Here is a 12,228-nt window from a genome sequence, read left to right on the forward strand (position 1 = left end):
CGCACCGGGCGGCCGTCCGACGGTCAGTAGGCTGGTCGGCATGTGGCAGGCCGAGGTCGGGATCGACCTGGACGCGATCCGCGGCAACGTCGCGCGCCTGCGCGGCACGACCCGCGCGGACGTGATGGCCGTGGTGAAGGCCGACGGGTACGGCCACGGGGTGCTGCCGGCGGCGCGCGCCGCGCTGGCCGGGGGCGCCACGTGGCTGGGTGCGTGCACGCTGGGCGAGGCGCTGACGCTGCGCCGGGCGGGCATCACCGCGCCGGTGCTGGCGTGGCTGTTCGCGCCGGGCCAGCCGCTGCACGAGGGCGTGGCGGCCGACGTGGACCTGAGCGCGGCCAGCCTGGACCTGCTGGCCGAGGTGGTCGCGGCGGCGCGCGCGGCGGGCCGGCCGGCCCGGCTGCACCTGAAGGTCGACACGGGGCTGAGCCGCAACGGCGCGACGGCCGCCGACTGGCCGGCGCTGGTGGAGGCCACCGCGAAGGCCGCCGCCGACGGCACGGTCGAGGTGGTCGGGGTGTGGAGTCACCTGGCGGCCGCGGACGTGCCCGGCCACGAGACGATCGATCGGCAGTTGGCCGCGTTCCACGACGCCCTCGGCGTCGCGGCCGGGCTGGGCGTGACGCCGCGCATCCGGCACCTGGCGAACTCGGCGGCCACGCTGACCCGCCCCGACACCCACTTCGACCTGGTCCGGGCGGGCATCGCCGTGTACGGGCTGTCGCCGATCCCGGGGGAGCGGTTCGGGCTGCGCCCGGCGATGACGGCCCGCGCCCGGGTGGCGCTGGCGAAGCGGGTGGCCGCGGGCGAGGGCGTGTCGTACGGGCACGCGTACCACACGCAGGCCCCGGCGAACCTGGCCCTGGTGCCGCTCGGCTACGCCGACGGGGTGCCCCGGCACGCGTCCGGGGTGGGCCCGGTCCAGCTCGGCGGGCGGCGCCGGCGAGTGGCGGGCCGGGTGTGCATGGACCAGATCGTGCTGGACTGCGGCGACGACGAGGTGCGGGCGGGCGACGTGGCGACCCTGTTCGGCCCGGGCGACGACGGCGAGCCGACGGCCGACGACTGGGCCGAGGCGATCGGCACCATCAACTACGAGATCGTGACGCGGTTCGGGTCCGCCCGGGTGCCGCGCGTCTACCGGGGGGACGGCGCATGAGCCGGCGCAAGCGCAACGCCGGGATCGTCGGCGCCGCCGTCGGCCTGGCCGCCGCCGGGCTGGCCACCGCGTTCGCGGTGGAGCGCACGCTGGTGCGCCGCTCGCAGAAGGCCGGCGGCGACCCGTGGAAGGACGAGCCGTTCGGCGACCAGCCGCACGACGCGTCGCTGACCGTGACCGCGCACGACGGCACCGACCTGCACGTCGAGATCATCGAGCCGCGCGAGGACAAGGGCCTGCCGCCGGTCGTGTTCGTGCACGGGTTCTGCCTCGACATGGGCACGTTCTACTTCCAGCGCAAGATGCTCGCCGAGCGCGGCGACCGCCGGCTGATCTTCTACGACCAGCCGGGGCACGGCCGCTCCAGCCGCCTGGAGTCGGGCGAGTACGACATCGCGGCGCTGGGCGAATCGCTGCGGGCGGTGCTCGACGCCACCGTGCCGGACGGCCCGGTGGTGCTGGTCGGGCACTCGATGGGCGGCATGACGATCATGGCGTTCGCGGAGAAGTACGCCACCTGGTTCGGCGACCGCGTGCACGGCGTCGTGCTCATGGCGACGTCGGGCGGCCTGGTCGAGAAGACGAAGATCGGCCTGCCGTCGCTGGTGGCCCGGGCCAGCGCGCCGCTGCTGCCGCTGGTGAACGGGGCGGCGCGGCTGTCCGGCGGCACGATCGACAAGGCTCGCGCCGCGTCCAGCGACCTGGCCTGGCTGCTGACCCGCCGGTACGGCTTCGGCGAGCCCAAGCCCAGCCCGCGGCTGGTGTCGTTCGTGGAGGCGATGAACTCCAAGACGTCGGCGGACACGGTGGCGAAGTACCTGCGCACCCTCTACACGCACGCGCGCTGGCCGGCGCTGGCCGCGCTGCGCGAGACCCCCACCCTGGTGCTGGTGGGCACGAAGGACTACATCACCCCGCAGACGCACTCGGAGGAGATCCTCCGGCACGTGCCCGACGCGGAGTTCGCGAAGATCGAGAACAGCGGTCACGTCGTGATGCTCGAACACGCGGACCAGGTCAACGACATCCTGCTCAACTTCCTGGAGAAAGTGCGATGACGACCCAGCTCGCCACGGTGGACGACACCCGCGCGTTCGGCGCGCGACTGGCGGCGGTGCTGCGCCCGGGCGACCTGCTCGTGCTGACCGGCCCGCTCGGCGCCGGCAAGACGGCCCTCACCCAGGGGCTCGGCGCGGGCCTGAAGGTGCGCGGCGACATCACGTCCCCGACGTTCGTGATCGCCCGGGTGCACAAGCCCGACGTGGCGCTCGGCGGCCGGGTGCCGCTGGTGCACGCGGACGCGTACCGGCTGGGCGCCGCCGCCGACCCGCGCGCCGAGATCGACGACCTCGACCTGGATGCGTCCGCGGAGGACGCCGTCACCGTGGTCGAGTGGGGCGAGGGCATGGTCGAGCAGCTCAGCGACGCCCACCTGCGGGTGCGCATCGACCGGCGCGACGACGACACCCGCGTGGTGGAGCTGGAGCCGTCCGGCGGCGACTGGGCGGACCGGCTGGCCGCCCTGTGAACCTGCCCGAGCTGCTGCCGCCGGACTGGCGGGACGCCCTGGCGCCGTTCCTCGACCCGGCCGCGACGGCCGCGCTCGGCGCGTTCGTCGCCGCCGAGTACGCCCGGCACACGGTGTACCCGCCGGTGGAGGACCTGTTCGCCGCGTACCGGCTGTGCCCGCCCGCGGACACCCGGGTGCTGATCCTGGGCCAGGACCCGTACCACGGGCCGGGCCAGGCGCACGGGCTCAGCTTCAGCGTGCGCGCCGGGGTGCGGGTGCCGCCGTCGCTGCGCAACGTGTTCAAGGAGCTGGCCGAGGACGCGGGCGTCACCCCGCCCGCCGACGGCGACCTGACCGGCTGGGCCCGGCAGGGCGTGCTGCTGCTCAACGCGGTGCTGACGGTGCGGGCGGGCGCGGCGGCGTCGCACGCCGGCCGGGGCTGGGAGGCGTTCACCGACGCCACCATCCGGGCCCTGGACGCCCGCGCCGAGCGGGTGGTGTTCCTGCTGTGGGGCGGCTACGCCCGCAAGAAGGCCGCCCTGGTGACCGGGCCGCAGCACGTGGTGCTGGAGGCGGGCCACCCGAGCCCGCTGAACCGGGCCGGCTTCCGGGGCGCCCGCCCGTTCTCGGCGGCGAACAAGGCCCTGGCCGACGCGGGCCGCCCGCCCGTCGACTGGGACCCGCGCGCCTAGAACTGCTCGCAGTCCACGCGGATGCTGAACTCCCCGCTGCACCGGTCGGCGCCCGGCCCACCGTCGATCCGCTGCGGCGTCACGTTGGGGACGGTGGCGCCGCCCGCCCGGAGCATGTCGTCACCGGCGCCGCCCGACAGCTGGTCGGTGGCCCGGCCGCCCAGCAGCACGTCGTCGCCGGTGTCGCCGCGTAGGTGCACCGCCGCGTGGCTGTGCTCGCCGTCGAGCCTGTCGTGGCCGGGCCCGCCGGAGGCCTCCACCGGGACGGCGTTGCCGGTCCACAGGGTGTCGTCGCCGTCGCCCAGGAAGACGCGGATCTTCTTGACGCCGGTGCAGCGCACGTGCCGGGAGTGGTTCTTGAAACACCGGCCCGCCGGGGCGGAGGCGATGGTGATGGCCGTCGCCTCGTCGACGACCGCGGCGTAGAAGTCCGCGGTGCCGTCGGCGGTGATGCGGTTGCGCGTGGAGGCGCCGGCCGTGTAGGTGAGCGTGGAGCCGATCAGCGTGACGGATCCGGCGGGCGGGGGCGTCGGCAGCGGCGACGGGGCGGCCGCAGCCGGGGCCCGTTCGGCCGCGCCGGCGGGCAGGACGACGATGCCGGCGACGACCAGCGCCGCGGCGGCCACGGCCGGACCGGCGAGCCGGTGGAGGGTGGAGGGCACGGTCGATCTCCTTCGCGGGATGCGGAGCACCATGCCACCACGGAGCCCATCGCGCGGGCACGCACGATCGGGCGGTTCTCGGGGCCGCGGCGCGGGAGGGCGCGAGCGCGGGCCGAGGCGGGGATTGTGCGCGCCTGACGTCGAACGGCGGATCTCCGGTGCCACCGGGAAACGCACCCGGGAGCCAGGACGCCGGGCGGCCGTGGGGGCGCCGCCGCCGACCGGCTAGGGTGCCAATCGTGCTTGTACTGGTGCTGGATTCCTCGACGCCCGCGGTGACGGCCGCGGTGGCGGAGGTGACCGACGGCGGGGTGGCGATCGTCGCCCAGCGCCGCACCGTCGACGCCCGCGCCCACGGCGAGTTGCTCGCGCCGCACGTCGCCGAGGTGCTCGCCGAGGCCGGGGTGCGGCCGGGTGAGCTGACCGCGATCGTGGCGGGGCTCGGGCCGGGCCCGTTCACCAGCCTGCGCGTCGGCCTGGTCACCGCCGCGAGCATGGCCCAGGTGCTGGGCGTCCCGGTGTACGGGGTGTGCTCGCTGGACGCCCTCGGCCGGGCGGCCGGCGCGGGCCGGGTGCTCGCCGCCACCGACGCCCGCCGCAAGGAGGTCTACTGGGCGACGTACGCCGACGGCGTGCGCGAGCGCGGCCCCGAGGTGGCGCGGCCCGCGGACGTCGGCGTGACCGCCGAGCGGGCCGTGGGTGAGGGCGCGCAGAAGTACGCCGACGTGCTGGGGCTGCCGGTCGACGGCGAGCTGCTGTACCCGCCGGCGCTGCACCTCGCCGAGCTGGCCGCCGGGCGGGTGCGCGACAAGGCGCCCACCGAGCCGCTCACCCCGCTGTACCTGCGCCGGCCCGACGCCGTCGAGCCGGGCGCCCGCAAGCCCGCTCTGCGCTGATGGAACTCACGCGGTTCCGCTGGTGGCACATCGAGCCCGTGCTGGAGATCGAGGCGGACCTGTTCGGGTCCGAGCAGTGGTCGGCCGGCATGTTCTGGAACGAGCTGGCCGGCGGGCACCACTACGTGGTCGCGGTGGAGGACGGCGCGGTGCTCGGCTACGCCGGCCTGGCCGTCACCGAGCCGGGTGAGGCGTGGGTGCAGAACATCGCCGTCCGCCGCGACGCCCAGCGCCGCGGCCTGGGACGTACCCTTCTCGAGGCCCTGCTCGACCGGGCGGGCCGGGCGACCGTGCTGCTGGAGGTGGCCGTGGACAACGCGCCGGCCCAGCACCTGTACGCCCGCCACGAGTTCGAGGCCGTCGGCGTCCGCCGCGGCTACTACCAGCCCAGCAACACAGACGCCCTGGTGATGATGCGACGTGCCTGACAACGAGCCATTGGTCCTCGGGATCGAGACCTCCTGCGACGAGACCGGCGTCGGCATCGTGCGCGGGCACACCCTGCTGGCCGACGCGCTGGCGTCCAGTGTGGACCAGCACGCCCGGTTCGGCGGGGTGGTGCCCGAGGTGGCCAGCCGCGCCCACCTGGAGGCGATGGTCCCGACGATGCAGCGCGCGCTCGACGAGGCGGGGGTCACCCTGGCCGACGTCGACGCGATCGCCGTGACGGCGGGCCCGGGCCTCGCGGGGGCGCTGCTCGTCGGCGTCGCCGCCGCCAAGGGGTACGCCCTGGCCGCGGACAAGCCGGTGTACGGGGTGAACCACCTGGCCGCGCACGTGGCCGTAGACACCCTGGAGCACGGCCCGCTGCCCGAGCCGGCGATCGGCCTGCTGGTCAGCGGCGGCCACTCGTCGCTGCTGCTGGTGGACGACCTGACGGCGGGCGTGACCCCGCTGGGCGCGACGATCGACGACGCGGCGGGCGAGGCGTTCGACAAGGTGGCCCGGCTGCTCGGCATGCCGTTCCCGGGCGGCCCGCCGATCGACCGCGCCGCCCGCGAGGGGCAGGCGACGATCCAGTTCCCGCGCGGCCTGACCGCCCCGAAGGACCTGGCGAACCACCGGTTCGACTTCTCGTTCTCGGGCCTGAAGACGGCGGTGGCGCGCTGGGTCGAGGCGAAGGAGCGCTCCGGCGAGCCGGTGCCGGTCAACGACGTGGCGGCCAGCTTCCAGGACGCGGTCTGCGACGTGCTCACCGCCAAGGCGATCGACGCGTGCCGCACGCACGGCGTGGACACGCTGGTGATCGGCGGCGGGGTGGCGGCGAACTCGCGGCTGCGGGCGATGGCCGAGGAGCGCGCGGCGAAGCACGGCATCACGGTGCGGGTGCCGCGGCCGAAGCTGTGCACGGACAACGGCGCGATGGTGGCCGCGCTGGGCTCGCGGCTGGTCGCGGCCGGGGTGGCGCCGAGCCGCCTCGACCTGCCCGCCGACTCGGCCATGGCGCTGACGACGGTGACGGTGTGATCGTCCGGATGTGGGAGGTGCGCGCGCACCCCCGCGGGTTCGCCGAGCTGCTCACCTGGGTGTGCGACCGGGCGGTGCCGGCCGTCGAGGTGGAGCCGCTGCACGTGTCGAGCGAGGTGTTCACGTCGCCCGACAACCGGATCGTGGTCATCTCGAAGTGGCGCAGCAGCCCGGTGCCGTTCGCCGACCCGCCGGAGAAGCTGGTCGCGCGCGCCCCGCACGTGTGGGACTTCAGCCCGGTCGACCGGTAGAAAACCGCTCGCCCCGGCGCGGGCGCGGTCCGTAACGTCGGACCCTGCCATGCGCCCGCTGCCGCCGGAGGACCCCGGCACCCCCGATCATCGCGGACCCGCCCGATTCCTCGTCTGGACGGCCCGGCGCACCTGGCGGTCCGTGACCGGCGCGATGGCGCTCGCGGTGATCTGGTTCGTCGGGCAGGCGCTGATCCCCGCGGTCGTCGGCCGGGCGATCGACGCCCTCGCCGCGCGCGACGCGCCCGCCCTGACGGCGTGGACCCTCGCCGGGCTCGGGCTGGGCGTGGTGCAGGCGCTCACCGGCATCACCCGGCACCGGCTGGCCGTCTACAACTGGCTGGCCGCCGCGATGCGCACCGTGCAGCTGACGGTCCGGCAGGCCGCCCGGCTCGGCGGCGCGCTGCCGCGCCGGCTCGACGCGGGCGAGGTGGTGGCGATCAGCACCTCCGACATCGTGCACGTCGGCGACGCCGTCGACATCAGCGCGCGCGGCACCGGCGCGGTCGTCGCGATCGTGGTCGTCGCCGTGATCATGCTGAGCACGTCGGTGCCGCTGGGCCTGGTCGTGGTGCTCGGCGTGCCGCTGCTGATGGCGGTGGCGAGCCTGCTGATCCGGCCGCTGCACCGGCGCCAGCAGGCGTACCGGGACGCGCAGGGCCGGCTCACCGGCCGGGCCGCCGACGTGGTCGCCGGGCTGCGGGTGCTGCGCGGCGTCGGCGGCGAGGACGCGATGGCGGCGGCGTACCGGGCCGAGTCGCAGGCGCTGCGCGGGGCCGGGGTGCGGGTGGCGCGCACCGAGTCGGTGCTGGAGGCGGCGCAGGTGCTGCTGCCGGGGCTGCTGCTGGCCGTGGTGACGTGGCTGGGCGCCCGGTTCGCGATCGACGGCAGCATCACCGTGGGCCAGCTGGTCAGCTTCTACGGCTACGCGGCGTTCCTGGTGGCCCCGCTGCGCACGCTCACCGAGGCCCTGGACAAGTTCACCCGCGGCCACGTGGCCGCCCGCCGGGTGGTGCGCATGCTCGGCACGACCGGCGACCTGCCCGAGCCCGCCGCGCCGGCCGCGGCGCCCGGCGGACCGGCCGAGCTGGTCGACGCGCCCAGCGGCCTGCAGGTGCGGCCGGGCGAGCTGACCGCGGTGGCCGCGGCCGTGCCGGCCGACGCCGCGGCGATCGCCGACCGGCTGGGCCGGCACGCGCCGGGCGCGCCGGGCGCCGTGACGCTGGGCGGCGTCCCGCTGGACGCGCTGGCGCTGGACGCGGTGCGGCGGCGGATCCTGGTGGCCGACAACGACGCCCGGCTGTTCACCGGCCCGCTGCGCGCCGACCTCGACCCGGACGGCGCGGCCGGCGGGGAGCGGATGGCGGCGGCCGTGGCGGCGGCCGCGGCCCACGACGTCCTCGACGCCCTGCCGGACGGCCTGGACAGCGACGTGGCCGAGCGCGGCCGGTCGTTCTCCGGCGGCCAGCAGCAGCGGCTGTGGCTGGTCCGGGCGCTGCTCGCCGACCCGGAGGTGCTGGTGCTGGTGGAGCCGACCAGCGCCGTCGACGCGCACACGGAGGCGCGGATCGCCGCCCGGCTGGGCGCGGCCCGCGCCGGGCGCACCACGGTGGTCTGCTCGACCAGCCCGCTGGTGCTCGACCGGGCCGACCGGGTGGTCTACGTCGAGGGCGGCAGGGCCGTGGCCGCCGGCACCCACCGCGACCTGCTCGACTCCTGTCCCGGCTACGCCCGCACCGTCACGCGCGAGGAGGACTGACGTGAGCACCCCGCTGCCGGTGGCCGACGCCGCGATGGTGCGCCGGTACGCCCGCACGCTGCTGCGCCGCCACCCGCGCGCGCTCGGCGGGGCGCTGGCGCTGCACGCCGTCGCCGCGGCCACCGGCCTGGTCGCGCCGCGGCTGCTCGGCGGCCTGGTCGAGTCGATCGAGCGCGGGCGCGCCGGCGCCACGATCGACCGGGTCGCGCTGCTCATCGTCGGGTTCGTGCTGGTGCAGTCGGTGCTGACGCGGTTCGCCCGGCTGGCGTCGGCGACCCTCGGCGAGCGGGTGCTGGCCGAGCTGCGCGAGGACTTCGTCGACCGGGTGCTGGCCATCCCGCTGTCCACCGTGGAACGCGCCGGCACCGGCGACCTGGTCACCCGCACCAGCCGCGACGTCGACGCGCTGTCGCACAGCGTCCGGCGGGCGGTGCCGGAGACGCTCATCGCGATCGTGACCGGCGGCTTCGTGGTCGGCGCGCTGCTGCTGGTGGACCCGCTGCTGGCGCTGCCGTGCCTGGTCGCCGTGCCGCTGCTGTGGGGTGGCACCCGGTGGTACCTGCGCCGGGCGCCCGCCGGCTACCTGCGTGAGAACGCGGCCTGGGCGAAGGTCACCGACGGCCTGCAGGAGACGGTCGACGGCGCCCGCACGGTCGACGTGCTGCGCCGCGCCCGGCACCGGGTGACCCGTTCCGACGCCGACCTGACCGGCGCGGCGGCCGCCGAGAAGTACACGCTGCGCCTGCGCACCGTCTGGTTCCCGATCGTGGAGATCGGCTACGTGGTGCCGGTCGCGGCGACGCTGCTCGTCGGCGGCTGGTTCCACCTGAACGGCATGGTGACCCTGGGCGCGGTGACCGCGGCGACGCTGTACGTGCAGCAGCTCATCGACCCCGTCGACCGGCTGCTCAACTGGCTCGACGAGCTGCAGGTCGGCGCCGCGTCGCTGGCCCGGCTGCTCGGCATCGGCCGCACCGGCGAGCCGGAGCGCGCCGCGACCGCCGAGCCCGCGGGCCGGGAGCTGGTCGCGGCGGGCGTGCGGTTCGCCTACCAGCCCGGCCGGGACGTGCTGCGCGGCATCGACCTGACGATCCGGCCGGGGGAGCGGCTCGCGATCGTCGGGCCGTCCGGGGCGGGCAAGTCGACGCTGGGCCGGCTGCTCGCGGGCGTGCACGCGCCGACGGCCGGGGCGGTGACGGTCGGCGGGGTGCCGCTGGCCGGCCTGCCGCTCGACCGGCTGCGCCGGGAGGTGGCGCTGGTCAGCCAGGAGCACCACGTGTTCCTCGGCACGCTGCGCGACAACGTGGCCATGGTGCGCCCCGGCGCGTCCGACGCCGACGTCACGGCAGCGCTCGCCGCGGTGGGCTGGTCGGCGGACCTGCCGGACGGGCTGGACACCGAGGTCGGCGCGCGCGGCGTGGACCTGACGGCGGCCCAGGCGCAGCAGCTCGCGCTCGCCCGGCTCGTGCTCGCCGACCCGCACACGCTGGTGCTGGACGAGGCGACGTCGCTCATCGACCCGCGCGCCGCCCGCGACCTGGAGCGCTCACTGGCGGCGGTGCTGCGCGGCCGCACGGTCGTCGCGATCGCCCACCGGCTGTTCAGCGCGCACGACGCCGACCGGGTGGCCGTGGTCGAGGACGGCCGCGTGATCGAGCTGGGCACCCACGACGAGCTGGTCGCGGCCGGCGGGTCGTACGCGTCGCTGTGGCGCTCGTGGCACGGCGCCGGGGTCAGCGCATCCTGACCAGGTGCTCCAGGGCCAGCCGCTGGATCCGGGCGTACCCGTAGCCCTGGGTGCGGGCCGCCTCCAGGTCGTAGTCCTCGAACGCGGTCTTGTCGGCGGCCAGCTGCTCGTGGCCCTCGCCCGGCTCCAGCGTCGGCTCCGACAGCTCGGCCACCCGCGCGGCGGCCAGCGCCTCCTGCACCTCCGGGTCGGCGCGGAACGCCCGCGCCCGCTCGCGCAGCGCCAGGTAGAGCTCCATGTTGGCGAGGGCGGACTCCCACACGCCGGACATGTCCTCGGTGCGCAGCGGCTTGTAGTCGAAGTGCCGGTCGCCGTCGTAGGTGGGCCCGCCGCCGGGCGCGCCGTTCTCCAGCAGGTCGACCGTCGAGAATGCCTGGAGCAGGTCGCCGTAGCCGAAGACGAGGTCCTGGTCGTACCGCGGGCCCTTCTGGCCGTTGAGGTCGATGTGGAACAGCTTGCCCTGCCAGAGCGCCTGGGCGATGCCGTGGGTGTAGTTCAGCGAGGCCATCTGCTCGTGGCCGGTCTCGGGGTTGATGCCGACCATCTCGTGGTGCTCCAGCTCGGAGATGAACGCCAGCGCGTGCCCGATCGACGGCAGCAGGATGTCGCCGCGCGGCTCGTTCGGCTTCGGCTCGATCGCGAAGCGCATGCCGTAGCCCTTGTCGATGGAGTACTGCGCCAGCAGGTCGATGCCCTCCCGGTAGCGGTCGAGGGCGGCCCGGACGTCCTTGGCGAAGTCGACCTCGGAGCCCTCCCGGCCGCCCCAGAACACGTAGATCTGGGCGCCCAGCTCGGCGGCCAGGTCCATGTTGCGCATGACCTTGCGCAGGGCGTACCGGCGCACCGACCGGTCGTTGCTGGTGAACCCGCCGTCCTTGAACACCGGGTCGGCGAACAGGTTGGTGGTGACCATGGGCACGACCAGGCCGGTCTCGTCGAGCGCCGCCTTGAACTCGTCGATGATGCGTTGCCGCTCGGCGGGGCTGCTGCCGGGCGGGACGAGGTCGTCGTCGTGGAAGGTGATGCCGTACGCGCCCAGCTCCGCCAGCTTGTGCACCGCCTCGACGGCGGCCAGGACGGGGCGGGTGGCCTCGCCGAACAGGTCACGGGCCTGCCAGCCCACCGTCCACAGGCCGAAGCTGAACTTGTCCTCGCGGGTCGGCTGCGGTGCCATGGTTACCTCCGGGGTCACTTGCCGAAGCCGGCGGTCAGGCCGGACAGGAGCTGGCGGCGGCCGATCGCGTACAGGATGAGGATCGGCAGGGTGGTCAGCACCACCGACGCCAGGACGGCGGGCACGTTGACGCTGTACTGCCCCTGGAAGGTCCACAGGGCCAGCGGCAGGGTCCGCTGTTCGGGGCTCTGGGTGAGGATCAGGGGCAGCAGGAAGCCGTTCCAGATGCCGAGGCCGTTGTAGATGGTCACGGTGACCAGGGCGGGCCGGGTCAGCGGGAACACCAGCCGCCACAGGGTGCTCCACTCGGTGGCGCCGTCCATCCGCATCGACTCGAAGAGTTCCTTCGGCACGTCGCGGACGAAGTTGGACAGCACCAGCACCGACAGCGGGATGGCGAACGCGATGGACGGCAGGATGATCGCCGCCAGGGTGTCGTACATCTGCAGCCGGATGATGATCAGGTAGACGGGGATGATCGTGGCCTGCAGCGGGATGGCCAGGCCCATGAGGAACAGGCTGTTGGTGGCCCGCAGGAACCGGCTGCGCGCCCCGGCCCGGACGATCGCGTACGAGGCCATGAACGAGATGAGCACGGCCGGCAGGACGGCGCCGAGCGTGACGATGACGCTGTTCATGAAGTAGCGGGCGAACTGGCTCTCGATGACCAGCCGGTAGTTGTCGAGGGTGACCTCGGTCGGCGGGGCCAGCGGGTTGGAGGCGAAGTAGCTGCTCTGCTCCTTGAAGCTGGTGATGACGATCCAGTAGATCGGCAGCATCACGACGAGCAGCCACAGCCAGCCGAACGTGCCGCCGAACCAGTTGAGCTGGCCGAGGCGCCGGCGACCGCGGGGCTCGGCGGGGCCGGGCTCGGCCTTGCTGCCGGTGCCGCTTGCCAGGGTGGTGGCCAT

At 75.2% G+C, this 12,228-nt stretch carries 13 protein-coding genes; 10 read left to right on the forward strand and 3 right to left on the reverse strand.

Annotated elements, in window-relative coordinates:
• Window positions 1–40 precede the first annotated feature (40 nt).
• The 4 genes from alr to ung are packed head-to-tail and all read left to right on the forward strand — an operon-like array spanning window position 41 to window position 3,361.
• Window positions 41–1,159, forward strand: coding sequence for an alanine racemase (gene alr / locus Sya03_RS17715; protein ID WP_203939412.1), 1,119 nt, complete (start codon window positions 41–43; stop codon window positions 1,157–1,159).
• Window positions 1,156–2,217, forward strand: coding sequence for an alpha/beta fold hydrolase (locus Sya03_RS17720; RefSeq protein ID WP_203939413.1), 1,062 nt, complete (start codon window positions 1,156–1,158; stop codon window positions 2,215–2,217). The genes alr and Sya03_RS17720 overlap by 4 nt, the downstream gene beginning before the upstream one ends.
• Window positions 2,214–2,687, forward strand: a complete 474-nt coding sequence (gene tsaE / locus Sya03_RS17725; protein ID WP_203939414.1) for a tRNA (adenosine(37)-N6)-threonylcarbamoyltransferase complex ATPase subunit type 1 TsaE — start codon at window positions 2,214–2,216, stop codon at window positions 2,685–2,687. The genes Sya03_RS17720 and tsaE overlap by 4 nt, the downstream gene beginning before the upstream one ends.
• Entirely contained in the window at window positions 2,684–3,361 is a 678-nt protein-coding gene (ung, locus tag Sya03_RS17730) for a uracil-DNA glycosylase (protein WP_203939415.1), read from the forward strand. The genes tsaE and ung overlap by 4 nt, the downstream gene beginning before the upstream one ends.
• Here ung and Sya03_RS17735 read toward each other — a convergent pair.
• Window positions 3,358–4,023 carry a calcium-binding protein gene (locus tag Sya03_RS17735; protein ID WP_203939416.1) on the reverse strand — a complete coding sequence of 222 codons (666 nt, stop codon included), beginning with the start codon at window positions 4,021–4,023 and terminating at the stop codon, window positions 3,358–3,360. The two genes, ung and Sya03_RS17735, sit on opposite strands and share 4 nt — an antisense overlap.
• 239 nt (window positions 4,024–4,262) lie before the next feature.
• Here Sya03_RS17735 and tsaB point away from each other — a divergent pair, with 239 nt between their 5' ends.
• The 6 genes from tsaB to Sya03_RS17765 are packed head-to-tail and all read left to right on the forward strand — an operon-like array spanning window position 4,263 to window position 10,143.
• Entirely contained in the window at window positions 4,263–4,919 is a 657-nt protein-coding gene (gene tsaB, locus Sya03_RS17740; protein WP_203939417.1) for a tRNA (adenosine(37)-N6)-threonylcarbamoyltransferase complex dimerization subunit type 1 TsaB, read from the forward strand.
• Window positions 4,919–5,347, forward strand: a complete 429-nt coding sequence (rimI, locus tag Sya03_RS17745) for a ribosomal protein S18-alanine N-acetyltransferase (RefSeq protein ID WP_203939418.1) — start codon at window positions 4,919–4,921, stop codon at window positions 5,345–5,347. Before tsaB ends, rimI begins: the two co-directional genes overlap by 1 nt.
• Window positions 5,340–6,386: a tRNA (adenosine(37)-N6)-threonylcarbamoyltransferase complex transferase subunit TsaD gene (tsaD, locus tag Sya03_RS17750; protein WP_203939419.1), complete on the forward strand. Its 1,047-nt coding sequence runs from the start codon at window positions 5,340–5,342 to the stop codon at window positions 6,384–6,386. The genes rimI and tsaD overlap by 8 nt, the downstream gene beginning before the upstream one ends.
• Complete coding sequence (locus tag Sya03_RS17755; RefSeq protein ID WP_203939420.1) at window positions 6,383–6,637, forward strand: hypothetical protein; 255 nt, start codon at window positions 6,383–6,385, stop codon at window positions 6,635–6,637. Before tsaD ends, Sya03_RS17755 begins: the two co-directional genes overlap by 4 nt.
• A gap of 49 nt (window positions 6,638–6,686) precedes the next feature.
• Window positions 6,687–8,396, forward strand: coding sequence for an ABC transporter transmembrane domain-containing protein (locus Sya03_RS17760; protein WP_203939421.1), 1,710 nt, complete (start codon window positions 6,687–6,689; stop codon window positions 8,394–8,396).
• A gap of 1 nt (window position 8,397) precedes the next feature.
• A complete protein-coding gene (locus Sya03_RS17765) occupies window positions 8,398–10,143 on the forward strand; it encodes an ABC transporter ATP-binding protein (RefSeq protein ID WP_203939422.1) in 1,746 nt (581 codons plus the stop codon).
• Here Sya03_RS17765 and xylA read toward each other — a convergent pair.
• Both xylA and Sya03_RS17775 read right to left on the reverse strand, forming a co-directional pair.
• Window positions 10,130–11,317 carry a xylose isomerase gene (gene xylA / locus Sya03_RS17770; protein WP_203939423.1) on the reverse strand — a complete coding sequence of 396 codons (1,188 nt, stop codon included), beginning with the start codon at window positions 11,315–11,317 and terminating at the stop codon, window positions 10,130–10,132. The two genes, Sya03_RS17765 and xylA, sit on opposite strands and share 14 nt — an antisense overlap.
• A 14-nt stretch (window positions 11,318–11,331) precedes the next feature.
• Window positions 11,332–12,228 carry a carbohydrate ABC transporter permease gene (locus Sya03_RS17775; protein WP_203939424.1) on the reverse strand — a complete coding sequence of 299 codons (897 nt, stop codon included), beginning with the start codon at window positions 12,226–12,228 and terminating at the stop codon, window positions 11,332–11,334.

Origin of the sequence: Spirilliplanes yamanashiensis (assembly GCF_016863475.1) — a bacterium.
In the GTDB taxonomy this organism is placed as follows: Bacteria; Actinomycetota; Actinomycetes; order Mycobacteriales; family Micromonosporaceae; genus Spirilliplanes; species Spirilliplanes yamanashiensis.

Excerpts from the sequence above, each read along its gene's own strand:
- Sya03_RS17775 (WP_203939424.1), bottom strand. The coding sequence starts at position 12,228 with ATGGCCACCACCCTGGCAAGCGGCACCGGCAGCAAGGCCGAGCCCGGC.
- xylA (WP_203939423.1), bottom strand. The coding sequence starts at position 11,317 with ATGGCACCGCAGCCGACCCGCGAGGACAAGTTCAGCTTCGGCCTGTGG.
- tsaE (WP_203939414.1), top strand. The coding sequence starts at position 2,214 with ATGACGACCCAGCTCGCCACGGTGGACGACACCCGCGCGTTCGGCGCG.
- alr (WP_203939412.1), top strand. The coding sequence starts at position 41 with ATGTGGCAGGCCGAGGTCGGGATCGACCTGGACGCGATCCGCGGCAAC.
- rimI (WP_203939418.1), top strand. The coding sequence starts at position 4,919 with ATGGAACTCACGCGGTTCCGCTGGTGGCACATCGAGCCCGTGCTGGAG.
- Sya03_RS17720 (WP_203939413.1), top strand. The coding sequence starts at position 1,156 with ATGAGCCGGCGCAAGCGCAACGCCGGGATCGTCGGCGCCGCCGTCGGC.
- Sya03_RS17760 (WP_203939421.1), top strand. The coding sequence starts at position 6,687 with ATGCGCCCGCTGCCGCCGGAGGACCCCGGCACCCCCGATCATCGCGGA.